The following is a 24439-nucleotide window of genomic DNA, read 5'->3' on the forward strand; positions in this document are numbered from 1 at the left end:
CTTGCCCTCGCACTTTCCACTCAACGGAAAATGGGCCTGGTCGAGTCGCCCCGACCGGGAGTTGACTCGTGCCATGGCAGATGAACGTACGCAGGTTGTGATCGTCGGCGCCGGCCCCGCGGGGATGCTGCTGAGCCATCTCCTTGCCGCCGACGGCGTCGACTCGGTCGTGGTGGAGACCCGGTCGGAGGAGTACGTCGCGGCTCGGATCCGAGCCGGCATCCTGGAGCAGTCGAGCGTCGACCTGCTCACCGAGGTCGGTCTCGGCGACCGGCTGGCCCGCGACGCCGACAAGCACCGCGGCATCTATCTGCAGTGGCCCGAGGAGCGCCACCACCTCGACTTCGTCGACCTGGTCGACCGGGCTGTCTACGTCTACGGGCAGACCGAGGTGCAGAAGGACCTGATCGACGCGCGGCGCGCCGCGGGACAGGTCGTCCACTACGAGGTGAGCGACACCGCGCTGCACGATCTCGAGTCCGACCGGCCTTCGGTCACCTTCACCGACGCCTCAGGAGTCGCTCGCCGGATCACCGCCGACGCCGTCGTCGGCTGCGACGGATCCTTCGGCCCGAGCCGCGCCGCCATTCCCGCCCGACAGAGCTGGGACCGCACGTATCCCTACAGCTGGTTCGGCATCCTCGCCGATGTAGCGCCCTCGACCGACGAGCTGATCTACGCCTGGCACCCCGATGGCTTCGCACTGCACTCGATGCGCTCGGAGAGCGTCTCGCGGTTCTACCTCCAGGTGCCCAACGGCACCGACCCGGCGACCTGGTCCGACGACCAGATCTGGGACGCGCTCGCCACTCGGCTCGGCCACGGGCAGAACGGCTGGACGCTGAACCCCGGGCAGATCACCGACCGGTCGGTGCTGCCGATGCGGTCCCATGTCTCCACCCCGATGCGCCACGGCCGGCTCTTCCTGGCCGGCGACGCCGCCCACATCGTCCCGCCGACCGGGGCCAAGGGGCTCAACCTCGCGATCGCGGACGTCGCGCTGCTGGCCCCCGCGCTCACCGCACTGCTCAAGGGGGACCCCCGCCTGGCCGACGGCTACTCCGAGACTGCCCTGCGCCGCGTCTGGCGCTGCACCCACTTCTCCTGGTGGATGACCACGATGCTCCACACGCCCGAGGACCCGTTCGACGCCCAGCTCCAGCTCTCCCAGCTGCGCTGGGTGACCTCCAGCGAGCACGCCGCCGCCGGGCTGGCGGAGAACTACGCCGGGCTGCCGATCGGCTTCTGAGCGACGGGGTCGGTGCAGCGATCAGCCGAGCGCTGCACCGACCCCGAACTCGTCGAGATCGCGGCCGACCACGACCAGACCCGAGAATCTCTTCTGGGCCCGGCGGAACCTGTGCTCCGGCCAGTTGGCAGGCACCAGATGGTTCAGGACGAGCGTTCCCACCCCGGCCGCCTCGGCGATCGGTCCCACCTCGTCGATGGTGGTGTGCGAGCTGATCAGGTGCTGGAAACGGCCCTCGGCCGAGGTGTCTCGAGGCTCGGGGAAGAGCTCCTCGGCCCACTGCCGGTCCATGACCTCGTGCACGAGGATGTCGGCACCGCGCGCCAGCTCGACGAGGTTCTCGCTCGGCGAGGTGTCGCCGGAGAACACGACCACCCCGTCGTCGGTCTCGAAGCGGAAAGCGAGCGCCGGGAAGACCGGAGCGTGCTGAACCAGCGTCGCCGAGACGCGGACGCGGTCGTCCTCGTAGAACGGTACGGGGCTCATCCGGGGGTGCGGGTCCCCGTTGGGATCGGCGAGATACCTCTCCGGGATCGGGACGTCATGCCCGGAGACCAGGGCCGATGGAGGGGGCTTGCGGGTGTCGAAGACCCGGTCGTTGATGTCGGTCGCGAAGGTCCGCATCATGAGGTCGATCATCTCCGCGGTCCCCGGCGTCGGGTTCTCCGGTGCCGTCACCGGCGGGTCCGGCGGCGGCCCGAAGCGAGGCGGCAGCGCGCCCCGATTCCCCGGACCCCACACCTGCACCGGCTCGGTCACCCGCGCGAGCCCGTTGGACAGCCCCTCGATGAGCAGGTTGTTCAGGTCGATGGTGTGGTCCGAGTGCAGGTGGGTCAGGAAGATCGCGCGGAGAGCATCCAGTGGGCCGTCGGTGTCATGCCTCCAGCTGCCGAGCCGGGCGTCCCGTGCCTGACGGCCCACCCCATGACCCGCGTCCACGATGTAGTACGCGTCGCCGACGACCAGAGCCGACGACACTCCCGACCGGTCCGTCCCCGGCCACCAGGGCGGACCGCCGGACGTCCCCAGGAGCACGAGGCGGGTCCGCCTGCCTGCCCCGAACTTCCGGGAGGCCGGCGACGCGGCTGCGGCGGCGGGCGGCGTGCCCGACCCCGCGAGCACACCCGCCGCACCGGCCCCCGCCAGCAGTAGTCGCCGGGAGACGCCGGAGCCTGGCGTCGAGCTGACTGGATCCTCGGGAACGTTCATGACAACAGATCCTGGGCAGCACCCGGTCCGGACCACCAATACCAAAACCGATACGGATATGTGCGCCTGCTCATAACGGGCGGCGACGCTCGCCGCTCCGATCAGGCCGAGTCAGCGTGCTCGAGCTCGGTGGCGATCACCGCCGCGGTCGCGGTCAGCGCGTCGACCAGCAGGCGCGCCTCCCGGCTGACGGAACGGTCCGCAGGCAGCGTGATGCCGATGGCACGCGGGACGGTGTCCAGGCGGAGGGGCAGCATCTGGAGCAGCTCGTCGCGTACGCCGATCAGCATCGGCAGCGGCGCGATCGCCTCGGTCTCCAGGAGCATCGCCCGGGAGGTGAGCAGGGTGGAGCACTCGGTGACGTCGCGCGGCGGGCTGAGGCCCTCACGGGCGAACATGTCGTCGAGCTCGGCCCGCAGGGTGCTGGGCTGCAACGGCAGGATCCACGGGTAGGCCTGCAGGTCGACGAGGCGTGGCGGCGTCACGGAGAGGGCCGGGTGGCCACGGCGTACGACGGCCCGCACCGCCTCGTCGTAGAGCCGGATGTGATGGAGCGCCCCGCGGTAGGTCCCGGGGTCCAGGCGACCGACGAGCAGATCCACCTCGCTGCGATGGAGACTGGTGGTCAGCTGCTCCGCGGTGCCCTCGACGACCGAGACCGCGATGTCCGGCTCGGCCCGCTTCAGCGCGACCACGGCACGTGGAAGCAGCGCGTAGGCGCCGGCCAGGTTGGTCCCGACCCGAAGCGGCCGCGCGCCGCCCTGGAGCACCTCCTCGATCTGCTCGGAGGCGCGCCGCAGGTTGCCGAGCGCGGAACGTGCCTGCTCGATCAGGATCTCGCCTGCCGGGGTGGGCGACACGCCGCGAGGGCCGCGGACGAAGAGCTCGGCGCCGACGAGGTCCTCGAGCTCTCGGACGCTGCGGGTCACGGCGGGCTGGGAGATGTAGAGCTCCTCGGCGGCACCGACGAACGATCCCTCGTCGGCGATCGTCGTGAGCAGGACGAGGTGGCGCAGCTTCAGCTTGCCGCCGAACAGTTCATGGGTCTGCACGTTGGGCGCCTCTCGCCGACGACGGATGAGCCATCGTAGAACGCCTTATATCGCGCTGCCTAGATATAATTTCCCTGATATGCCTACCTCCGGATTGGCATTGGTGATGTAGATCTCAACGGCCGCAGGATGCAGGCATGCACTCCTCGTCTCACCTGGACCGCACGCCGTCGGATCTGGCCAGCGCCGTGGCCTCGGGCGCCGTCACGGTCGTCGATCTGACCGCGAAGCTCTCCGCCTCGACACCCGTCCTCCCCCTGCCCGAGGGAATGGCCCCGATCCCGCGCTTCGAGCTGGAGGAGCTGGCGAAGTACGACGAACGCGGCGAGACGTCCTACCAGAACGGCATCCACACCGGCGAGCACGTCGGCACCCACTTCGACGCGCCGTGCCACTGGGTGACCGGCATCGAGCACGGCGACGTGTCGCAGGTGCCGCCGGAGCGGCTCGTCGGCCCCGCGGTGGTCATCGACAAGACGGCCGAGGTCGCCGAGGACTCGGACTACCTGCTCACCATCGAGGACGTCCAGGCGTGGCAGCAGGAGCACGGACCGCTTCCGCGGGGCTGGCTCCTCTACCGCACCGGATGGGCCTCCCGCTCGCACGACCAGGAGCTGTTCCTCAACGCGGACGGCGATGGTCCGCACACCCCCGGCGTGGACCCCGAGTGCGCCAAGTGGCTCGCCCTCGAGACCGACATCATCGGGTTCGGCGTCGAGACCGTCGGCACCGACGCCGGGCAGGCGTTCACCTTCGAACCGGCCTTCCCGGTCCACAGCCACCTCCTCGGTGCCGGCAAGTACGGCATCACGCAGCTGCAGAACCTGGCGCAGCTCCCACCGACGGGCGCCCTGCTCGTGGTCGCACCGCTTCCGATCGTGGGGGGCTCCGGCAGCCCCGCACGGGTCCTCGCCCTGGTCCCCACTGCCGGGCAGGAGGTGGACTGATGCTGGTACGTGATGCGATCGGCGAGGTGCTCGCCGACCTCGGCGTCCGGACGGTGTTCGGCGTGGTCGGTAGCGGGAACTTCCACTACACCAACGCACTCGTGAAGCACGGCGCACGGTTCGTCGCCGCCCGCCACGAAGGCGGCGCAGCCACCATGGCCGACGCGTACGCCCGGATGTCCGGCGAGGTCGCGGTGCTGTCGCTGCACCAGGGGTGCGGCTACACCAACGCGCTCACCGGCATTGTCGAGGCAGCGAAGAGCAGGACGCCACTGCTCGTGCTGACCGCAGAGGCGACCGAGCCCACCTCGAACTTCTTCATCGACCAGGCCGGGATGGCCGAAGGCGCCGGCGCGCTGGCGATGCGCGTCCGGTCGCCGCAGACCGCCCTGGTCGACGTCGCCCGTGCCTTCGCGGCGTGTCTCCACCAGCAGCGCACCGTCGTCCTGAACGTGCCGATCGACGTGCAGGACATGGAGCTGCCCGCGGAGGCGTCCCGCCGGACGTACGAGCCCGTCGGGAGGCCGCAGCCTGCACCCGAGGACGTGGACCGGTTCGTCGAGCTGATCCGCTCGGCGCAGCGGCCGGTGTTCGTGGCGGGCCGAGGCGGCCGGGCCGACGGCGCGAAGGAGGCGCTGCGAGAGCTCGCCGCCGCATCGGGCGCACTGCTGGCGACCTCCGCCGTCGCGCGCGGTCTGTTCAACGACGACCCGTGGAGCATCGACGTCTCCGGTGGGTTCAGCTCGCCGCTCAGCGCCGAGCTCATCGCCGACGCCGACCTCGTGGTCGGGTTCGGGTGCGCGCTGAACATGTGGACCATGAGGCACGGCAGGCTCATCGGCGACCAGGCCAAGGTCGTCCAGGTCGACCTCGAACCCCAGGCGATCGGCCGCAACCGCGATGTCGATCTGGGGCTGTGGGGCGGTGTCGCCGAGACAGCCCGCGCGACGACTGCGGCTCTACGGGCTACCGAGCCCGGCGACCGCAGCGGCTACCGGACCACCGCGGTCGGCGACCGGATCCGCTCGTCGCTGCGCTGGAACCAGGTCGACTTCGCCGACCAGTCGGGCGAGGGACGGATCGACCCTCGGACGCTCACGCTGGAGCTCAACCGTCTCCTCCCGAGCGAGCGCATCGTGTCGGTCGACTCCGGGAACTTCGTGGGTTACCCGAGCATGTACCTCGACGTCCCGGACGAGTTCGGTTTCTGCTTCACCCAGGCGTTCCAGTCGGTCGGCCTCGGCTTGGCGACGGGCCTGGGAGCCGCTCTCGCACAGCCCGACCGGCTCCCGGTGGTGGGCGTAGGGGACGGCGGGTTCCTCATGGGGATCACCGAGCTCGAGACGGCGGTGCGGCTCGAGGTGCCGCTCCTCGTGGTGATCTACAACGACGCGATGTACGGCGCGGAGGTGCATCACTTCGGGTTCGACGGTCCGTCCCTGGACACCGTCGTCTTCCCCGACAGCGACCTCGCGCAGATCGCACGCGGATACGGGTGCGAGGCGATCACGGTCCGGGAGACCGCGGATCTCGCCCCGGTCAAGGACTGGCTGTCGTCACAGTCGACCCGGCCGATGGTCATCGACGCCAAGGTGCTCTCCCGCGAGGGCTCCTGGTGGTTGCAGGAGGCGTTCGGCCACTGAGCCGGCGCGAGGTCTGGAGGACACATGGAGAGCAGCAGGCCCGCGGTGCTGACCGCGGCCAAGAGCATCGGCCCGATATCGCCGACCGGCGAGGCCAGCAGTCGTGTCACGCCGCCCCGCCGCAGGCGGGCCAGCGAACGTACCGTCGTCGCCGTTCGAGGAGTGGCAGGGGTGCTCTGCTTCCTCGCCCTGTGGGAGCTGGTGGCGCGCTACGACCTGCTCCCCCGCGACGTGCTGCCGCCGGCATCCACGACGCTGGCGCACGCCGCACAGCTCCTCGGCGACGGAGCGTTCCTCGGGCAGATCGGCTCGACCCTGTGGGCAGCGCTGGTCGGGTACGTCCTGGCGCTGGCGATCGCGGTCCCGGCCGGACTGGTTCTGGGCCTGTCCGACCGGCTGCACGCCGCCACTGCGACCGTGGTCGAGCTGATCCGCCCGCTCCCGCCGGTCGGCCTCGTCCCGCTGCTGGTCCTGGTCGTCGGCCAGGGAATCGAGATGAAGGCAGCGGTGGTCGCCCTCGGCTGCGTCTGGCCGTTGCTCATCAACACCATCCACGGGGTGCACTCCACCGACGGCACGGCGAAGGCCACGGCCCGCTCGTTCGGCTGGTCGCCACAGACCGTCGCCTTCCGTGTCGTCTGGCCATCGGCAGTCCCGTCGGTGCTCACCGGCGTGAGGATCACCGTCTCGGTCGCGCTCATCCTCTGCGTCGGCGCGGAGTTCATCGGCGGGAGCCGCGACGGGCTCGGCAGCTGGCTGCTCCAGCAGAGCATGCTGCCGGGCGGCATCGAGACCGTCTGTGCCGGCGTCGTCGTGGCCGGCGCGCTGGGTCTCCTCATCAACGGTGTCGTCACCGTACTCGAACGCCGCTTCGCGGCCTGGGCAACCCGGGAGGACTCGTGAGCACCACCGTGCAGACCAACGAGCGCATGCTGAGGATCGCTGTCGGCTGGTGCGGCGCACTGCTGCTGCTCGTCGTGTGGCAGCTGGCGACCGCGCGCTCCGACTCGCTGTTCTTCCCCACTCCCCTGGAGATCTTCGACGATCTCGGCGAGCGGTGGTTCTCCGACGGGCTCTCCGGCGGCATCGTGACCGACGCGTTCTTCGTCGATGTCATCCCGAGCCTGGAGCGTCTCCTGATCGGGCTGCTGGTCGCCTGGACGGTCGGGATCTCGCTCGGTGTGCTCCTCGGCAGGATCCCCGCGGTCGCCCACACCGTCGAGCCGATCCTGCACTTCATGCGGGCGCTGCCCGGTCCGGTGCTGCTCCCGCTGGCGCTGGTCCTGGTGGGAACCGGAACGACGATGCGGGTCTCGCTGATCGCCTTCGGGGCGGTGTGGCCGGTCCTCTTCAACACCTACAGCGCCGTACGCCGGGTCCCCGAGGGCTACCTGGAGACAGCACGCACAGCGCGGGTCTCGAGACTGCGGACCCTGTTCCAGGTGATTCTGCCGGCTGCCAGCTCGGGCATCTTCGCCGGCATCCGGGTCTCCACCTCGCTCGGCATCATCCTGCTCATCGCCTCGGAGCTGGTGGCCGCCTCGGACGGCATCGGGTTCGGCCTGACCCAGGCCCAACGATCCTTCCAGCTGCTTCCCATGTGGTCGTTCATCGTCGCCCTCTCGCTGCTCGGCTACCTGTCCAACCTCGTCCTGAGCGGGGTCGAGTCCGGCGTACTGCGCTGGCACCGGCTCCAGATGGCCGTCCAGGACTGACCACCCCGAAAGGAACGCAGATGTCCACCACGCTCCTGGAGGTCGACGACCTCCGCCACACCTACCGCACCCGCCAGGGCGACCAGACGGTCCTCGACGGCATCAACTTCGACGTCCAGCGCGGCGAGTTCGTCTCCATCGTCGGCCCGTCCGGCTGCGGCAAGACAACGCTGCTGCGTACGCTGTCCGGCCTGCTCCGCCCGACCGGCGGGACGGTCACGCTGTCCGGGAACGTGATCACCGGCGTACCCAAGGGCCTCGCCATGGTCTTCCAGGACTACCGGGCGTCGCTGTTTCCCTGGCGACGCGTCGGCGCGAACGTGGAGTTCCCGCTGCTGGGCCGGGTGTCCAAGGCCGAGCGGCGGGCGCGCACCGTCGAGTCGCTGAAGGCCGTCGGTCTGGCCGACGCTGCCGACAAGTACGCCTGGCAGCTCTCCGGCGGCATGCAGCAGCGGGTGGCGATCGCCAGGGCGCTGGCCATGCGGCCGGAGCTCCTCCTGATGGACGAGCCGTTCGCCTCCGTCGACGCACAGACCCGCTCGGACCTCGAGGACCTCCTGCTCCGTGTCCGCGAGCAGTTCGACATGACGATCCTCTTCGTCACCCACGACGTAGACGAAAGCGTCTACCTCAGCACTCGGGTGCTGTCGCTCAGCAAGGCGCCGACCGTCAAGACGGCCGACGTCCCGGTCCCCCTCGCCTTCCCCCGGGACCAGATCAACACCCGAGAAGACCCGTCGTTCGTCGAGACCAGGAGCGAGGTGGCCCGGCTGATCCGGCAGGCGAGCCCCGGTGGGCTGGCCGCTGCGGCCAGCGTTCATTGAGCGACGCCTGCCCATCGCCACCGGCCCGGATCTCTGGACAGATGTCACGCCTCCACCGCGAGCGACGCAACCCCCAAGGAGAACACAGATGAACCTGCGTACCCATCGACGCCTCGGCGCGCTCGGGCTCGCGCTCGTGCTCGCCGGCGCCACCGCCGCGTGCGGCAGCGAAGCCACCCCGTCGGCGTCCGCCGGCGACAGCAGCAAGGTCACGCTCTCGATCCCGCCGGTCGGCGACTCGCTGCCGGTGTACGAGGCGATCAGCAAGGGCTACTTCGCCGACGAGGGTCTCGACGTCGAGCTCACCCCGGCCGCGAACGGCGCCACCACCATCAACGCCCTGGTCTCGGGCAGCACCGACCTCGCCCTCGTCTCCTATCCGTCGCTGATCACCGCCTACTCCTCGGACCTGCCGGTCACCATCGCCGCACCGGCGATCGCGGGGACCGACGAGTACGAGTCCGGTCTCTACGTGCTGGCCGACTCCGACATCCAGAAGCCCGCCGACATGGCCGGCAAGAAGATGGCCACACCGTCCCTGGGATCCGTGGGCGACATCTGGTTCCGCGGGGAGCTGGTGGAGGAGGGCCTCGACCCCGACAGCGTCACCTACATCGAGATCCCGCAGGCCAACATGGCTGCGGCGCTCGAGGCCGGGGACGTCGACGGCATCTTCCAGACCGAGCCCACCCTCAGCGCCACCGAGGCGGAGGTCGACATCCGGCCGATCGGGTTCCAGAACGGACCGCAGGGCCTCTTCGCGACGTCCGAGAAGCTGATGAAGGAGCGTCCCGAGGTGGTCGAGCGGTTCCGGGCCGCCCTGGCCAAGGCCGTCGCCGACATCGAGGCCGATCCGCGCGCGGTCGCCGAGGCGATGATGCCCGAGTACACCGAGATGACCCCGGAGGTCGCCGCCAAGATGCGACTTCCCGAGTACCAGGTCGACTACGACGCCGACGGCGTCCAGAAGGTCGTGGACCTGATGGTCGAGGTGGGCCTGCTCGAGAAGTCGTTCGACGCGAGCGAGCTCTACCAAGACGCCAGCTGAGCGCGACCGCCCGGCGCACCTGACCCCGAACGACCCAACCGCCACCAGCGCGGGCCGTACCGCCACCGGTACGGCCCGTCGGAGGAGATCAATGCCTGACCACACCCGCGATCACGTCGCCATCACCGGCGCCGGGGAGTCGCCCTACACCCGCCATCCTGCCGCCGGCACCACCACCGCCGGTGTGCTGGGGGACGCCGTCACCCGTGCCCTGCGCGATGCCGGCTTCGAACCCGGCGACGTCGACGGACTGGGAGTCGCCAGCTTCACGCTCGGCCCCGACCACGCGGTCGACCTCGCGTGGCGCCTGGGGCTCCACCTGCGCTGGCTCATGCAGGACACCAACGGCGGTGCCAGCGCCGGCGCCATGCTCCAGCACGCCGTGCGCGCCGTCGAGGCCGGCGACGCCTCGGTGATCGTCCTCGTCGCCGGTGACGCCATGGACAACGCGGCGCACGAACGGCTGGTCAAGGCGTACAACCAGGCGACCGTCGACCACCTGGCAGGTCTTCCGATGACCGGGCCGAACGCGCTCTTCGCCATGCTGACGCAGCGGCAGATGTCCGCGTGGCAGCTGGACCGCAAGGACTACGGCAACCTCGTGGTGGCCCAGCGCACCTGGGCCGGGCTCAACCCGGGTGCGGTCTACCGGGCGCCCATGACGCTGGACGACTATCTCGACGCACCGCAGGTCGCGACCCCGCTGGGCCGTTACGACTGCGTCCCGCCCGTCACCGGCGCCGACGCCATCGTGGTCACCTCGGCGGACCGGGCCACGGGGAGGCACGCACGTGTGCTCGCGGTCACCGCCGCCTACAACGGCGACGACCAGGTCGGCGACGGGATCCGGACCGCCGTCGCCGCCTGTGCCCCTGCTGCCTGGGAGCGCGCGGGCGTCGCGCCGACGGATGCGGAGGTGATCAGCGTGTACGACGACTACCCCGCGATGGTGCTCTCCCAGCTCGTCGACCTCGGGGTGACCGAGCCCGAGGCGATCCAGGCGGTCGTCGCAGAGCAGATCGCCACCCGGCGCCTTCCGGTCAACACCTCAGGCGGTCAGCTCTCCGCCGGTCAGGCCGGCGCCGGAGGCGGCATGCACGGGATGGTGGAGGTCGTGCAGCAGCTGCGCGGACGAGCCCCCGGCCGGCAGGTCGAGGCCCGGATCGGGGTCGTGACAGGCTACGGCATGGTGCTCTACCGGCACGGGTCCTGCGGGAACGTGGCCGTGCTGGAGGCGGCATGAGTATCCAGGCCCAGCGCTGCCGCGCGTGCGGCAGGAAGTGCTTCCCCCGCCGGATCCTGTGCCCGACCTGCGGGTGCGCCGAGTTCACCGACGCACCGATCGAGCGCGGCCGCGTCACGGCGTCCACGCGTACGAGCGACGGGACGACGCTGCTCACCGTCGAGTGCGGACCCGACCTGCACGTCGTCGCCCGCCTGCTCGGCGAGGCCGACGACCTCGAGCGGGAGCTGCCGCTCACCTCCTCGCTCCTCACCCCCGGTCCCGCGGCGTACGTCCCGGACCCCGCCGCCGCGGCCGACGATCCGGCCCACGATCCGGCCCGGCTGCCGCGAGAGACCCCGCTGAGCGAGTGCACCGTCCCCGGGATGCTGCTGGCGCGGGCGTCGCTGACCCCCGAGGCACCGCTGCTCGTGTGTGGTGACGTACGCCGCAGCGCGGCCGAGATGGTCGAGGCGGTGGCCCGTGGCGCGGGTGCGCTCGCCGAGCGCGGCGTCACGCCCGGCGAGCGGGTCGCCTTCCTCGCGTCCAACCGGGTGGAGCTGCTCGACCTGGTGCTCGGTGCCGCCTGGCTGGGCGCGGTCGCGGTCCCGATCAACACCGCTGCTCGCGGAAGCCAGCTGCACCACATCCTGGCCAACTCCGGCGCGCGTCTGCTGGTCGTCGAGGCCGACATCGAGCCCCACCTGGACGCCCTCCCAGACCTCCCCGATCTGCAGGCGAGGTGGATCCTCGGCGAGGAGACCGCCGAGATGGGCGTTCCGGTGCCGGCCGCAGCGGTCGCGCCCGGGGACCCGGCCGCGATCCTCTACACCTCCGGGACGACAGGCGTCTCCAAGGGTGTCGTGTGCCCCCACGCACAGTTCTGGTGGTGGGGCTGCAACGTCAGTGAGCAGATCGGGATCCGGTCCGACGACGTGCTCCACACGTGTCTCCCGCTGTTCCACACGAACGCCCTCAACGCGTTCAGCCAGGCGCTGGTCAGCGGGGCGACGTACGTCCTCGGGGGCCGCTTCTCGGCCTCCCGGTTCTGGTCGCAGATGGTCGACAGCGGCGCCACCGTCACCTACCTGCTCGGGGCGATGGTCGGCATCCTCGACAGCCGGCCGCCCTCGGAGCTCGACCGGGCCCATCGGGTGCGCAAGGCCCTGTCGCCGGCGACGCCCGGCCGTCTGCTGGCTCCGTTCCGCGAGCGGTTCGGCGTCACGCTGCTCGACGGCTACGGGGCGACCGAGACCAACGCGGTCATCGCCACCCGGCCCGGGGAGGAGCGTCCGGGCTACATGGGGAGGTTGCAGCCGGGATTCCGCATGCGGGTGGTAGACGCCGACGGCGCCGACGTACCGCCCGGGACCCCCGGCGAGCTGCTGCTGCGCAGCGACCAGCCGTTCGCCTTCGCCTCCGGCTACTTCGGCATGGCGGAGGCGACGACCGCGGCGTGGCAGGACCTGTGGTTCCACACCGGGGACCGCGTCGCCGTGGAGGCGGACGGGTCGATGCGCTTCGTGGACCGGATCAAGGACGTGATCCGTCGCCGCGGCGAGAACATCTCGTCGGTGGAGGTCGAGGACGTGCTCCGGGCCCATCCGGCCGTCGCCGACGTCGCCGTCTACGCCGTCGACTCCGAGCTCGGCGAGGACGAGGTCATGGCGGCGCTCGTCGCCACGGACGCGCAGAACCTGGACTTCGAGGAGCTCGTCGAGTTCTGCGGGCCACGCCTCGCCGCGTACGCCATCCCCAGATTCATGCTCCGGCTCGACGCTCTCCCGCTGACCGAGAACGGCAAGGTCCGCAAACCAGAGCTTCGCAGCCGTGGGACCGACGGCGCGTGGGATCGGCAACCGCCCCGCCCCCGCCCGACGGCTCCCGTCTCGGCACCAACGGAAGGAACAGCGCATGCGTGAGTACAGGAACTTCATCGGCGGTCGGTTCACCGACGGCGCCGAGGCGTTCGCCGACATCGACCCGGCCACCGGACAGCAGGTCGCCTGGGTGCACGAGGCCGATGCGGGCCTCGTCGACCAGGCCGTCCGGGCGGCCCGGGAGGCCCTGGACGGCCCCTGGGGGCGTACGTCGGTGCAGGAGCGCTGCACCCTGCTCCGACGCGTCGCCGACGAGATCGACCGCCGAGCCGACGACCTGCTGGCGGCCGAGGTCGCCGACACCGGCAAGCCGGAGGCCGGCGCACGGGCCCTCGACATCGCCCGCGCCGCCGCCAACTTCCGGGCCTTCGCCGACGTCATGGGCGCCGAAGGCGTGGAGTCCTACCTCCAGGACCTGGGTGAGGGCCGGCAGGCGCTGAACTACGCCGTCCGCAAGCCGCTGGGGGTGGTGGCCGCCATCGTTCCCTGGAACCTCCCGCTGCTGCTGCTGACGTGGAAGCTGGCGCCGGCCCTGGCCTGCGGCAACACGCTCGTGGTGAAACCGTCCGAGGAGACGCCCGGCTCGGCGACCGTGCTCGCCGAGGTGCTCACGGCCGCCGGCGTACCGGACGGGGTCTACAACGTCGTGCACGGCTTCGGGACTGGATCGGCCGGCGAGCACCTCACCAGCCACCCGGGTATCGACGGCGTCACCTTCACCGGCTCGACCACGACCGGCGCCGGCATCATGAAGGCCGTCGCACCCCGCATCCGACCGGTCTCCTTCGAGCTGGGCGGCAAGAACGCCGCGCTCGTCTTCGCCGACGCCGACCTGGACGCCACCATCGCGGGCCTGACCCGTTCGGTGTTCGCCAACACCGGCCAGGTCTGCCTGTGCACCGAGCGCGTCTACATCGAGCGCTCGGTCTTCGACGAGGTCACCGAGCGGCTCGTCGCGGCTGCCGAGGCTCTCCGCCTCGGGGCCCCGTCGGACCCCGCGACGACCACCGGTCCGGTCATCTCCCGAGCCCATCAGCAGAAGATCCTCGACTACGTCGACCTCGCCGAGCAGGCCGGCGCCAAGACCCTGACCGGTGGACGGGCCGCCGAACCGGGAGGCGCCCTCAACGGCGGGTTCTGGGTCGAGCCGACCCTGTGGACGGGTCTCACCAACAACGACCGACCGGTCCGTGAAGAGATCTTCGGGCCTGTCGCGGCGCTGATGCCGTTCGACACCGAGGACGAGGCGATCGATCTGGCGAACGACACCGACTACGGGCTCGCGGCGGCGGTCTGGACGACCGACCTCAGCCGCGCGCACCGGGTGGCGGGCCGGATGCAGACCGGGATCTCGTGGGTCAACACCTGGTTCCTGCGCGAGCTGCGGTCGCCCTTCGGTGGGATCGGCCTGTCCGGCATCGGTCGTGAAGGCGGGCGTCACTCGCTCGACTTCTACACCGAGACGACGAACGTGTGCGTGGCACTGTGAACGCGGCAGCAGGACGTGACGGGACGACGCCCGTCGACGTGGTCTCCCAGGTCGCCCGGCTCCTCGACACCGCCCAGCAGAACGCCATCCCGGTGGGCACGGAGACGCCGTGGCCGCAGCTCGGCCTCGACGAGGCGTACGCGAGCCAGTCGGCGCTGATCGCTCGCCGCCACGAGCGCGGCGAGCACGGGGTCGGGCTCAAGCTCGGGTTCACCAGCGAGGCCAAGATGCGCCAGATGGGGGTCGACGAGGTCATCGTCGGCCAGCTGACCGACGGGATGCAGGTCCCGGACGGGGGCACGATCGACCTGGCGAGCCTCATCCACCCGCGGGTCGAGCCCGAGGTGGCGTTCCTGATCGGCACCGACATCGACCTCGCCGATCCGGACGTCGACCTGGCGGCGGCGATCACCGGCGTGGCCGCAGGGCTCGAGATCATCGACTCCCGCTACGACGGGTTCAGGTTCGACCTGCCGCGCGTGGTCGCCGACAACACCTCAGCCGCGATGTTCGTCCTGGGGCCGTGGCACTCCCCCGACGAGGTGGACCTGGACGACGTCCCGGTCACCCTGCGCTCCGGGGACGAGGTCATCGCCGAAGGCACGACCGCGGCCATCCTCGGCCACCCCCTGCGTACGCTGCCACGCCTGGTCGCCCTCGGGGGCCGCCTGGGCCTGCGGCTGCCCGCCGGCTCCGTCGTCCTCGCCGGCGCCGCGACCGAGGCCGTAGCCCTTCCGCCCGGACCGGTCAGCGCGGAGGTCGCCGGGCTCGGCACGGTCCGCGCCGTCGGCGTCCCGGACCGCGCCCGTCCGCTCGGCGAGGACGGTGGCCGATGAGCGACGCGTTCCTGGTCGAGACCAAGGCGCGGCCCCGCGGACGCTTCCCGCACGCCCGCCGGGCCGGCGACCTGCTCTTCGTCTCCGGCACCAGCAGCCGCCGGCCCGACAACACCTTCGTCGGTGTCGAGGTCGACGAGCTCGGGACCACCCGGCTCGACATCCGCGCCCAGACCGCCGCGGTGATCGAGAACATCCGCGACATCCTGCGAGCCGCCGGCGGCGATCTCGACGACCTGGTCCAGGTGACGTCCTACCTGGTCAACATGAACGACTTCGGCGGCTACAACGACGTCTACGGCTCCTACTTCGACGAGTCCGGGCCGACCCGGACCACTGTCGCCGTCCATCAGCTGCCCCACCCGCACCTGCTCATCGAGATCCAGGCCGTGGCACACCTTCCCGCCACCACCCCTCAGGAGGAAACGAAATGACCCAGCCGACCACCACCAGCGTCCCCCCGGTCCTCGACTTCATGACGTGGATCAGCGACAACGAGCAAGACCTGAAGCCGCCGGTCAACAACAAGGCGATCTTCACCGGCGACGACTTCATCGTCCAGGTCGTCGGCGGACCGAACCAGCGGACCGACTTCCACGTCGACCCCTACGAGGAGTGGTTCCACCAGATCAAGGGCTCCATGCACGTCGACGTCATGACCGAGGAGGGCAAGGTCACCGTCGAGATCAAGGAGGGCGAGACCTGGCTGCTGCCCGGCAACCTCCCGCACTCTCCCCAGCGTCCCGAGGCCGGGTCGATCGGCGTGGTCATCGAGCGGATCCGTGAGGAGGGAACGCTGGAGAAGTTCCAGTGGTACTGCCTCGAGTGCTCGGCGCTCGTGCACGAGGTCGAGCTCCAGGTGCGCGACATCGTCGCCGACCTTCCCCCTGTGTTCACCGCGTTCTACGAGGACGAGGCCGCCCGCACATGCGGCCGGTGCCAGGCCCTCCACCCCGGAAAGGGCTGAGGCGCGTGACCTCGGCCATCGACGTACACACGCACTCCGTACCCCACGGATGGCCGCAGCTTCCCGGACCGGAGCCTCGGCTGTGGCTCGACGTCACCAGCGAGCGCGAGGCGGTCATGATGATCGGCTCGCGCGAGTTCCGGCGGATCAGCTCCTCGGCCTGGGCGGCCGACGTCCGTCTCGCCGCCATGGACGCCGACGACGTGGAGATGCAGGTCGTCTCACCGACACCGGTGTTCTTCAGCTACGACGCCGCACCGTCCGACGCGGCCGCGATCGCCCGCATCTTCAACGATCTCGCGCTCGAGACCACCGCCGAGTCGTCGCGATTGCTCCCGTTCTGCCAGGTGCCGCTGCAGGACACCGACCTCGCCTGCGCCGAGCTGGAGCGCTCCCTGGCGAACGGCCACGTCGGTGTGGAGATCGGCAACCACGTCGGCGACCGTGACCTCGACGACGCCGGCGTCGTGACCTTCCTCCAGCACTGCGCGAGCCTCGGCGTGCCCGTCTTCGTGCACCCCTGGGACCTGCCCAGCTCACCACGCCTCGACCGGTGGATGGCGCAGTGGCTGACCGGGATGCCCGCGGAGACGCACCTCTCGATCCTGGCGATGGTGCTGGGCGGGGTCTTCGACCGGGTGTCGAGCGACCTGCGGATCTGCTTCGCGCACGGCGGCGGGTCCTTCCCCTACTGGCTGGGCCGGATGGACAACGCCTGGCGCCAGCGGCACGACGTCATCGGCACCTCCGAGCACCCGCCCTCGCACTACCGCGACCGGTTCTCCGTCGACACGGTGGTCTTCGAGGAGGCGCCGCTGCGTCTGCTGGTCGACACCCTGGGCGCCAGCCAGGTGATGGTGGGTAGCGACTACCCCTACCCGCTGGGGGAACGTCCGGTCGGCGCGGTCGTGCGGAGGGCGAGCTTCCTCAGCGACGGCGACCGCGAGCTCCTGCTGCGCGGGAACGCGACCACCTGGCTGGGCGCCGACCGGATGGCCACGGCGTCGTGACCGAGAAGCCACTACCGACGCAGATGCGGGCCGTGGTCGCGAGCCGGCCGGGCGGGCCGGCGGTGCTCTCTGTGACCCGGCGCGCCGTCCCGCAGCCAGGAGACGGCGAGGCGCTGGTCCGCGTCGCCGCCGCCGGGGTCAACCGCGCCGATCTGATGCAGCGGGCCGGGACGTACCCCGCGGCGGCGGCTGACCCGATCCTCGGCCTGGAGGTCTCCGGCGTGGTGGTCGCCACCGGCACCGGTGTCTCGGACGACCTGGTCGGCCGTGAGGTGTGTGCGCTGCTCCCGGGCGGCGGGTACGCCGAGTACGTCGCCGTGCGGGCTGCCCACCTCGCGCCGGTGCCGGCCGGGGTCTCCCTCCGGGACGCCGGCGGCCTGATGGAGGCGGCCGCGACCGTGTGGTCCAACCTCTACCTGCCGGGCCCGCCCGAGCCCGGCTCCTGGATGCTCGTGCACGGCGGTGCCAGCGGCATCGGCTCGCTCGCCGTCCAGCTCGCCGTCGCGCACGGCGTGCGGGTGGCGACCACGGTCGGCTCCCCCGAGAAGGGCCTGTTCGTCGAGAAGCTGGGCGCGGAGCTGGTGATCGACCATCGCCGCCAGGACTTCGCCGATGAGCTGCTCGACCGAGATATCCGCCCGGCGACCGTCCTCGACATCGTCGGTGCGGACTACCTGGAGCGGAACCTGCAGGTGCTCGGGCGAGGCGGACGTCTGGTGATCATCGGGCACCAGAGCGGCTCGTCGGCCCAGATCGACCTCACCCGCCTGCTCCTGGGCAACCTGACGGTGAGCGGCAGCGGTCTGCGGATGCGCCCCGACCACGAGAAGGACCGGATCATCGACGATCTCGTCCGGAACGCCTGGCCGCTCTACGAACGCGGCGCCGTCGTCCCCACCACGCACGCAGCGTTCCCGTTCGAGCAGGCTGCCGAGGCGCATCTCCTGCTCGAGCGATCCCACCACCGCGGCAAGGTCCTGCTCCTCGCGGACCCGGACCTGTCCCCGACACCCGATAGGCAGACATGAACACCTCTCCTACCCGGATCCTCTACCAGAGCTTCACCGACCCGGCGGTGCACCAGCCCTACCTGAAGCGGCTGGAGGCCTATCTCACCGAGATCGCGGCGCCGGGGGTCACCTACGAGGTCAGGGGAATCAGCCCGGCCGACACCCAGCTGGGCAGACTCAGCGAGCTGCGCTGCGGTGTCCAGTCGATCGACGGCATCGTCGAGGCGGCGGCGGAGGGCTTCGACGCGGTCCTCGTCGGCCACTTCCAGGATGCGTGCCTCTACGAGGCGCGGACCGCGGTGGACATTCCCGTCATCGGGCACGGGGAGGCGAGCATGCTCCAGGCGTGCATGCTCGGTGGCCGCATCGGCCTGGTGACCCTCGACCCGGTCTATCTCCCGTGGCACCGCGAGCAGATCGCACGCTACGGCCTGGAGTCTCGGGTGGTCGACGTCCGCGCGTTCCGGCTGACTCCGGACCAGGCGGTCGCCGCGTACGACGACGAGCGGGCCTACCAGTCGATCAAGGACACCTTCATCTCCCAGGCCAGCGCCATGGTTCAGGAGAGCCAGGTCGACGTGGTGATGTCGGCCGGAGGCCTGTTCGCCCTCCTCAGCGCCGAGGACCACGTCGAGGTGCCGGGTGCCCTGGTGGTGAACCCGACGCTCCTCGCGGTGCGCCAGGCCGAGGCGTCGGTCGCGATCGCCCGCGCCGCCGGAACCCCGGTTTCTCGCGGAGGCACCTTCGCGCGAGCAACCCAGCAAGCAGTAGACGAGCTTCTCGCTCTCGTGAAAGGGAATCGATGATGACGACACTCAGCTACACCGCCGACGCCGTGGCCACCGGTGACGGCCGCAACGGACACGTCCGCTCCAGCGACGCCCTCGTCGACCTGGATCTCGGCATCCCCGAGGACCTGGGTGGCGCGGGCGGGGAGGTCAGCAACCCCGAGCAGCTGTTCGCCGCCGGCTACGCGGCGTGCTTCCTCTCGGCCCTGAACTCGGTCGCCCGCGCGCGACGCGTCAAGCTCCGCGACGCACAGGTGCAGGCGAAGGTGACGATCAGTGGGGGCGGCGCCGGTTTCGATCTGGCGGTCGAGCTGGTCGCCCTCATGCCCGACGTCCCGGTGGAGACCGGCGAGGCGCTGCTCGAGGCGGCACATCGCAAGTGCCCCTACTCGAGGGCTGTCAACGGGAACATCCCGGTGACGCTGTCGCTGGCCCAGAAGCCCTGACGACGGGCACCTTGATCGACGCCCCGACGATGTGGCGGGACGGGGCTGCCCTGTCATCCTGTGGCCGGGCAGCCCCGAGGACCTCAGGCCCTCACCTCGTAGACCAGGTTGAACGGCGTCTCCGCGACGGTCCGGAAGGAGCTGAAGCCACCCTCGGTGGTCACCTCTCGGATCCGCGCGGGTCCCGCCTGGGTGCCCAGTGCCGCGGCGCCCTCCTGTGAGTAGGAGCCCGGTGTGCAGAGCAGCGTCGAGAAGCCGTAGTAGGCCCGCCCGACCGGGTTGAAGTTGTCCTCGACGCGGTCGCCCGCCCTCGGCTCGACGATCATCCAGGTGCCGTCGTCAGCGAGGGCGGCACGGACCTGACGGGCGGCGCCCACCGGGTCGCCCATGTCGTGGAGGCAGTCGAACATCGTGACCAGGTCGTAGCCCTCGCCGCCGAACGACTGGGCCGTGGCCGTCTCGAACCGCACCCGGTCGGCGACGCCGGCGTCGGCGGCGCGCCTGCGGGCCATCTCGACGGAGGGGCCGTGGGCGTCGTACCCGACGAAGGTCGAGCGCGGGTAGGCCTGGGCCATCAGGATCGTCGAGGCCCCGTGGCCGCAGCCGACGTCGGCGACGGACGCACCCGCCTCCAGCTTCGGCACCACGCCCTCGAGCGCGGGCAGCCACGCCGGGATGAGGTTGGCGTTGTAGCCGGGGCGGAAGAACCGCTCGCAGCCGTTGTGTACGTCGCTGTCGTGGTCTCCCCAGCCGACGCCTGTCCCCATCCGAGCGGCCTCGATGATGTGCGCGGTGTCGTGCACGGTGCCGAGGGCGATCTGGAAGAACCCCGGCAGGAACGCCGGGCTGTCCTCCACGGTCAGCGCCACCGCCTGCTCCGCGGGGAGCGTGAACCGGTCGGTCTCGGCGTCGTAGGTCAGGTAGTCGCCGGCAGCCTGCGCCCGCAGCCACTCGCGGGCATAGGGCTCGACGGTGCCGGTACGCCGCGCCAGCTCCTCGGCCGTCGACGGTCCGTGGGCGGCGAGGTCGCGGTAGTAGCCCAGCTTGTCGCCCATGACGACCAGAGCGGCGTTGAGCGTGGCACCCACCTCGTCGACGGCCCTGAAGACGAATGCCATCAGCTTGTCGGTGTCGATGTCGGTGACGGTCATTGATTTCCCCCTCTCGTGTGCCCGAGAATGTCCGGTCGGTCGACCGGATCACCTCGACGCTAGCTCCGCCGCCAGCGGCCGGATAGTTCACGATCTGAAGCGCGGATGCCGCCTCGGCCTTGCCCGTCCGATCAACTCATGTTTAGGTAAGCCTTACCTAAACATGGAGGTGTCATGGACTCGACCGCCAGCATCGCCCGCAGCATCCTGTCCTGCCCTCGCGGCGGAAGCGTGGTCATCGACGGGATCCCCTACTCGATGGAGGAGCTCGAGATGCAGGGCTTCGCCGACGACGGCGGGCGGCCGACCTTCCTGTGCCCACCCGAGCGGCGGATGGCGTACGCCGGCCGGCGCGGCAGCCATGTCGTCCTGGTCCTGCAGGGCACTCTCGGCGCCGGCGAGGCGATCCGGCTCACCGGCACGCTCAGGTGGCTGCGTACCGACGCCTGCACCTGTTGCGAGACAGAGTGGGAGGAGGTCGTCATGGACGTGTCCGGCGTCATGCTGGTCCGCCCCGACGGAGCTGCGCTACCGATCCCGCTCGACACCTTCACCGATCACAGTCTCGACCTGAACGACGGCGTGCTCCACCGCAACCAGGATCACCTCAACAACCATCACCCCGACGAGCTTCGCGCGGCGGTCGCGACCCGCACCTACCTCCCGGTCGACAGCATCCTGGCCGCCCAGATCACCGGCCTCGACGCCGATGGATTCGAATTCCAGTGGGTCGACGAGCGCGGGGCGCACAGCGCACGCACCACCTTCGACCGACCCGCGCGGACCCCTGACGATCTGGTCGCCGGCGTGCGCAAGGCATTGGCTGCCGAGATCTGCTGAGCGAGACACGCCACCGGAACCGTTTTCCGGGACACAAATCCCATGTACCTTGATGATGTATCAACATCGCGCAAGGAGGCTCGGATGGTTGTGCAGACACTTCGCTCGATCGGTGGCTACGTGGGCGCCGTGGCCGGCACTCCGGCCCGCGTGATCGCTCCTCGCTCGCACCCCCGCCGGGAGTACGACGAGACGCTGCGTACGTTGTCGGAGGCCTCCGTCGAGAAATACTTCAACGCATTCAAGGACGTCGACTGGGACGCCCCGGAGATGGCCGTCGACGAGGACGACGAGCGCTGGATCCTGCCTCCGCTCGACCTGCTCGGCGCCCACCCCTGGTATCAGTCGCTGCCCAAGGCGCGGCAGATCGAGGTCGGCCGCCACCGCCTCACCGCGATGGTGAAGACCGGCTCCCAGTTCGAGCAGCTGCTGCTCCTGGGCGGCACCCAGTTCCTGATGGGCGTCGACAACGGCGACCCCGAGTTCCGCTACTTCATGCACGAGCTCACCGAAGAGACCCACCACATCCAGATGTTCCAGGAGTTCACCAACCGGGTGTGCCCCGACGTCGCCGGAGCGCCGGAGTGGCTGATGCGGGCCATCCCGCTCGTGGGACATCTCGGCGGGCTCTACCCGGCACTCTTCTTCGCCATCATTCTCGCCGGCGAGGAGCCGATCGACCACGTGCAGAAGGAGGTCATGCGCTCCGGCGGGACCCACCCGCTCCTGGACCGGATCATGGCCATCCACATCGCCGAGGAGGCCCGCCACATCGGGTTCGCCCACGCCTGGCTCGAGGAGCACGCCCCCTCGCTCAACCCGGTCTCCCGGATCGCTCTCGGCATCCTCACGCCGCTGGCGATGCGGCTCGGCGCCGACGCCATCATCATCCCCTCCCGCGCCGACCGGGAGCTCATGGGCATGCCGGACTCGGTGGTCCGCGAGGTGTGGGGCGAAGGTGCCGAGGCCGCGGCCTTCCGCAGGCATCTCTTCGCCGACGTGCGGATGCTCTTCGACAACCTGGGACTGCGCACGCCGCTGACCGGCTGGGCCTGGCGGGCGCTCGGCGTCGATGGGCGGCCGGCGCGTTTCCGCGCCGCGCCGCCCAGCGCCGCGGCCTGAGACCTGAGCCCTAGCCGGGGACCGGCAGCGAGCGGCTGATGATCTCCTTCATGATCTCGGTCGTGCCGGCGTAGATCTGCTGGACGCGCAGGTCGGTGAAGGCGCGGGCGATGGGGTACTCCTCCATGTAGCCGTAGCCGCCGTGCATCTGCACGCACTTGTCGACGACCTGCATGGCGCGCTCGGAGCACCAGTACTTCGCCATCGCGACCGTCGGGATGTCGAGCTCGCCCTTGATGTGCAGCTCGATGCACTCGTCGATGAAGGAGCGTGCCACGCGGGCCTCGGTGGCGACCTCGGCCATCGTGAACTTGGTGTTCTGGAAGCCGAAGACGGGACGCCCGAAGGCGGTGCGGGTGTGGACGTAGGAGATCGTCTCCTCGTAGGCGAACTCCATCGCCGCCACACAGCCGAGCGCGACGATCAGGCGCTCCTGGGGCAGCTGCAGCATGAGCTGGACGAAGCCCTCGCCCTCCGTGGTGCCGAGCAGGTTGGCCGCAGGGATGCGTACGTCGTCGAAGAAGAGCTCGCAGGTGTCCTGGCCCTTCATCCCGATCTTGTTCAGCACCCGCCCGCGCCGGAAGCCGGGGGTGTCGGTGGGGACGATCACCAGGGAGATCCCGGCACCCTTCTCCTCCGGGTCGGTCTTCACGGCGACGAGCACCATGTCGGCCTGGTTGCCGTTGGTGATGAACGTCTTGGCGCCGTTGACGACATAGTCGTCACCGTCGCGGATCGCCTTCGTCTTGATCGACTGCAGGTCCGAGCCGGTGCCCGGCTCGGTCATCGCGACGGCGGCGACGACCTCGCCGCTGGCCATCTTGGGCAGCCACTCCTGCTTCTGCTCCTCGGTGCCGTACGCCACCAGGTAGTGCGCCACGATCCCGCTGTGCAGCGGTGCGCCCCACGAGGAGTCTCCGATGCGGGCCTGCTCCTCGATGAGCACGGCCTCGTGGGCGAACGTGCCGCCGCCACCGCCGTACTCCTCGGGCACGGAGAGGCAGAGCAGGCCGAGCTCGCCGGCCCGGTTCCACAGATCGCGGTCGACCTGCTTGTTGGCGATGAAGGACTCGATGTTGGGCTTGATCTCCTTCTCGCAGAAGGTGCGGGCGAGGTCGCGCAGGTCCTCGAGGTCCTGGTCCATCCAGGGAGAGCGGCGGTTCACGGGCGTTCCTTCCGGTCGCGCACCCCACGGTATGTGGGACACGATGTACTGGATACAGGTTGTATCACCGTACCGGAACTGGATACAAGGTGTATCAGCGCTACGGTGAACGCGTGGTGGACGTTGCGAAGTGGGTCGACTCGACAGTGCGGCGCCGCTCGGCGAAAGAGGCGCTCGCGGAGGACTCACGGCGTTCACGCGTGGTGCTCGCCGCCGTCGAGGCGATCGAGCAGGACGGCCCCACCGTCGGGATGGCACAGATCGCCGAGCGGGCCGGCCTGCCGCGACCCAACGTCTACCGGCACTTCGCCGGCAAGGATCAGCTCGACGCCGAGGTGACGAGATTCGCCGCCAACGAGCTGCTGCGCCGCGTACGCCCCAAGCTGGCGCGCACCGGAACGCCCCGCGAGGTGATCGGCGGCGTCATCGGGGCGTGCGTCGACTGGGCGGCCGAGCACCCCAACCTCTACCGCTTCGTCGCGGCCCAGCAGCAGACCAAGGCGCTGCACCGCGCTCGGATGGGACGCACCCGGTTCCTCAACGAGCTCGTCGAGGCGATGCGCGGCTACCTGAGCGAGTCCGAGCTCAGCGGCGAGCCGCCCGACGGCGTCCTCGCCGGGCTGATGGGGATGGTCGACGCCAGCATCATCTGGTGGCTCGACCACCACGACGAGACCCGTGACGAGGTGGTGGCGCGGCTCACCCGCCAGGTCGCGGGCGTGCTCTTCGACCTGCTCGCTCAGCTCGGGCTGGAGATTCCCGAGGACATGGTCTTCACGCCGCGGGCATGATGGGGGCACCTTCACCAGACGCAGCAACGAGGAGC

At 70.4% G+C, this 24439-nt stretch carries 24 protein-coding genes; 20 read left to right on the forward strand and 4 right to left on the reverse strand.

Annotation, left to right across the window (positions count from 1 at the left end):
* The first annotated feature begins 73 nt into the window (after positions 1-73).
* Positions 74-1249, forward strand: coding sequence for a 4-hydroxybenzoate 3-monooxygenase (locus WBG06_RS22990; RefSeq protein ID WP_336739608.1), 1176 nt, complete (start codon positions 74-76; stop codon positions 1247-1249).
* Between the two features lie 21 nt (positions 1250-1270).
* Here the strand turns inward: WBG06_RS22990 and WBG06_RS22995 are convergent, their stop codons facing one another.
* Both WBG06_RS22995 and WBG06_RS23000 read right to left on the reverse strand, forming a co-directional pair.
* Positions 1271-2458 (reverse strand): MBL fold metallo-hydrolase, encoded by a 1188-nt coding sequence (locus tag WBG06_RS22995; protein WP_336739610.1) that lies wholly within the window; start codon positions 2456-2458, stop codon positions 1271-1273.
* A 101-nt stretch (positions 2459-2559) separates the two neighbouring features.
* A complete protein-coding gene (locus WBG06_RS23000; protein ID WP_336739612.1) occupies positions 2560-3510 on the reverse strand; it encodes a LysR substrate-binding domain-containing protein in 951 nt (316 codons plus the stop codon).
* A 137-nt stretch (positions 3511-3647) separates the two neighbouring features.
* On the opposite strand from WBG06_RS23000, the gene WBG06_RS23005 reads away from it, so the two are divergent.
* From WBG06_RS23005 to WBG06_RS23080, 16 genes are all read left to right on the forward strand, one after another.
* Positions 3648-4457: a cyclase family protein gene (locus WBG06_RS23005; protein ID WP_336739614.1), complete on the forward strand. Its 810-nt coding sequence runs from the start codon at positions 3648-3650 to the stop codon at positions 4455-4457.
* Positions 4457-6100: a thiamine pyrophosphate-binding protein gene (locus WBG06_RS23010; RefSeq protein WP_336739616.1), complete on the forward strand. Its 1644-nt coding sequence runs from the start codon at positions 4457-4459 to the stop codon at positions 6098-6100. The genes WBG06_RS23005 and WBG06_RS23010 overlap by 1 nt, the downstream gene beginning before the upstream one ends.
* Positions 6101-6124: 24 nt before the next feature.
* Positions 6125-7003, forward strand: coding sequence for an ABC transporter permease (locus WBG06_RS23015; protein ID WP_336739618.1), 879 nt, complete (start codon positions 6125-6127; stop codon positions 7001-7003).
* Positions 7000-7815, forward strand: a complete 816-nt coding sequence (locus WBG06_RS23020) for an ABC transporter permease (RefSeq protein ID WP_336739619.1) — start codon at positions 7000-7002, stop codon at positions 7813-7815. The genes WBG06_RS23015 and WBG06_RS23020 overlap by 4 nt, the downstream gene beginning before the upstream one ends.
* Before the next feature lie 20 nt (positions 7816-7835).
* The gene (locus WBG06_RS23025) at positions 7836-8639 is read left to right on the forward strand and encodes an ABC transporter ATP-binding protein (protein ID WP_336739621.1); all 804 of its coding nucleotides are present in this window, start codon (positions 7836-7838) and stop codon (positions 8637-8639) included.
* 88 nt (positions 8640-8727) lie between these two features.
* Positions 8728-9687 (forward strand): ABC transporter substrate-binding protein, encoded by a 960-nt coding sequence (locus WBG06_RS23030; protein WP_336739623.1) that lies wholly within the window; start codon positions 8728-8730, stop codon positions 9685-9687.
* Positions 9688-9778: 91 nt separating this feature from the next.
* Positions 9779-10930 carry a thiolase family protein gene (locus tag WBG06_RS23035; RefSeq protein WP_336739625.1) on the forward strand — a complete coding sequence of 384 codons (1152 nt, stop codon included), beginning with the start codon at positions 9779-9781 and terminating at the stop codon, positions 10928-10930.
* Entirely contained in the window at positions 10927-12831 is a 1905-nt protein-coding gene (locus WBG06_RS23040; protein ID WP_336739627.1) for an ATP-dependent acyl-CoA ligase, read from the forward strand. Before WBG06_RS23035 ends, WBG06_RS23040 begins: the two co-directional genes overlap by 4 nt.
* Entirely contained in the window at positions 12824-14278 is a 1455-nt protein-coding gene (locus WBG06_RS23045) for a 2-hydroxymuconic semialdehyde dehydrogenase (protein WP_336739629.1), read from the forward strand. Before WBG06_RS23040 ends, WBG06_RS23045 begins: the two co-directional genes overlap by 8 nt.
* Positions 14275-15114, forward strand: coding sequence for a 2-keto-4-pentenoate hydratase (locus tag WBG06_RS23050; RefSeq protein WP_336739631.1), 840 nt, complete (start codon positions 14275-14277; stop codon positions 15112-15114). Before WBG06_RS23045 ends, WBG06_RS23050 begins: the two co-directional genes overlap by 4 nt.
* The gene (locus WBG06_RS23055) at positions 15111-15548 is read left to right on the forward strand and encodes a RidA family protein (RefSeq protein ID WP_336739633.1); all 438 of its coding nucleotides are present in this window, start codon (positions 15111-15113) and stop codon (positions 15546-15548) included. Before WBG06_RS23050 ends, WBG06_RS23055 begins: the two co-directional genes overlap by 4 nt.
* Positions 15545-16081 carry a 3-hydroxyanthranilate 3,4-dioxygenase gene (locus WBG06_RS23060; protein ID WP_336739635.1) on the forward strand — a complete coding sequence of 179 codons (537 nt, stop codon included), beginning with the start codon at positions 15545-15547 and terminating at the stop codon, positions 16079-16081. The genes WBG06_RS23055 and WBG06_RS23060 overlap by 4 nt, the downstream gene beginning before the upstream one ends.
* A gap of 5 nt (positions 16082-16086) precedes the next feature.
* A complete protein-coding gene (locus tag WBG06_RS23065) occupies positions 16087-17091 on the forward strand; it encodes an amidohydrolase family protein (RefSeq protein WP_336739637.1) in 1005 nt (334 codons plus the stop codon).
* Positions 17088-18119: an NAD(P)H-quinone oxidoreductase gene (locus WBG06_RS23070; protein WP_336739639.1), complete on the forward strand. Its 1032-nt coding sequence runs from the start codon at positions 17088-17090 to the stop codon at positions 18117-18119. The genes WBG06_RS23065 and WBG06_RS23070 overlap by 4 nt, the downstream gene beginning before the upstream one ends.
* A complete protein-coding gene (locus WBG06_RS23075; protein ID WP_336739640.1) occupies positions 18116-18907 on the forward strand; it encodes an aspartate/glutamate racemase family protein in 792 nt (263 codons plus the stop codon). The genes WBG06_RS23070 and WBG06_RS23075 overlap by 4 nt, the downstream gene beginning before the upstream one ends.
* The gene (locus WBG06_RS23080) at positions 18907-19335 is read left to right on the forward strand and encodes an Ohr family peroxiredoxin (protein WP_336739642.1); all 429 of its coding nucleotides are present in this window, start codon (positions 18907-18909) and stop codon (positions 19333-19335) included. The genes WBG06_RS23075 and WBG06_RS23080 overlap by 1 nt, the downstream gene beginning before the upstream one ends.
* Before the next feature lie 83 nt (positions 19336-19418).
* Here WBG06_RS23080 and WBG06_RS23085 read toward each other — a convergent pair whose 3' ends face one another.
* Positions 19419-20486, reverse strand: a complete 1068-nt coding sequence (locus WBG06_RS23085) for a class I SAM-dependent methyltransferase (protein ID WP_336739643.1) — start codon at positions 20484-20486, stop codon at positions 19419-19421.
* A gap of 174 nt (positions 20487-20660) precedes the next feature.
* Between WBG06_RS23085 and WBG06_RS23090 the strand changes: the two genes are divergently transcribed.
* Together WBG06_RS23090 and WBG06_RS23095 are read left to right on the forward strand one after the other, a co-directional pair.
* Positions 20661-21326, forward strand: a complete 666-nt coding sequence (locus WBG06_RS23090; protein WP_336739647.1) for a DUF2470 domain-containing protein — start codon at positions 20661-20663, stop codon at positions 21324-21326.
* Between the two features lie 84 nt (positions 21327-21410).
* Entirely contained in the window at positions 21411-22448 is a 1038-nt protein-coding gene (locus WBG06_RS23095) for an AurF N-oxygenase family protein (RefSeq protein WP_336739649.1), read from the forward strand.
* 10 nt (positions 22449-22458) lie between these two features.
* On the opposite strand, the gene WBG06_RS23100 is transcribed toward WBG06_RS23095, so the two are convergent.
* On the reverse strand, positions 22459-23613 hold the full coding sequence (locus WBG06_RS23100) for an acyl-CoA dehydrogenase family protein (RefSeq protein ID WP_336739650.1): 1155 nt from the start codon (positions 23611-23613) through the stop codon (positions 22459-22461).
* A gap of 113 nt (positions 23614-23726) precedes the next feature.
* Here WBG06_RS23100 and WBG06_RS23105 point away from each other — a divergent pair, with 113 nt between their 5' ends.
* Entirely contained in the window at positions 23727-24404 is a 678-nt protein-coding gene (locus WBG06_RS23105; protein WP_336739651.1) for a TetR/AcrR family transcriptional regulator, read from the forward strand.
* The last annotated feature ends 35 nt before the right edge of the window (positions 24405-24439 follow it).

Source organism: Nocardioides sp. CCNWLW239, from assembly GCF_037137035.1.
Lineage (GTDB): Bacteria > Actinomycetota > Actinomycetes > Propionibacteriales > Nocardioidaceae > Nocardioides.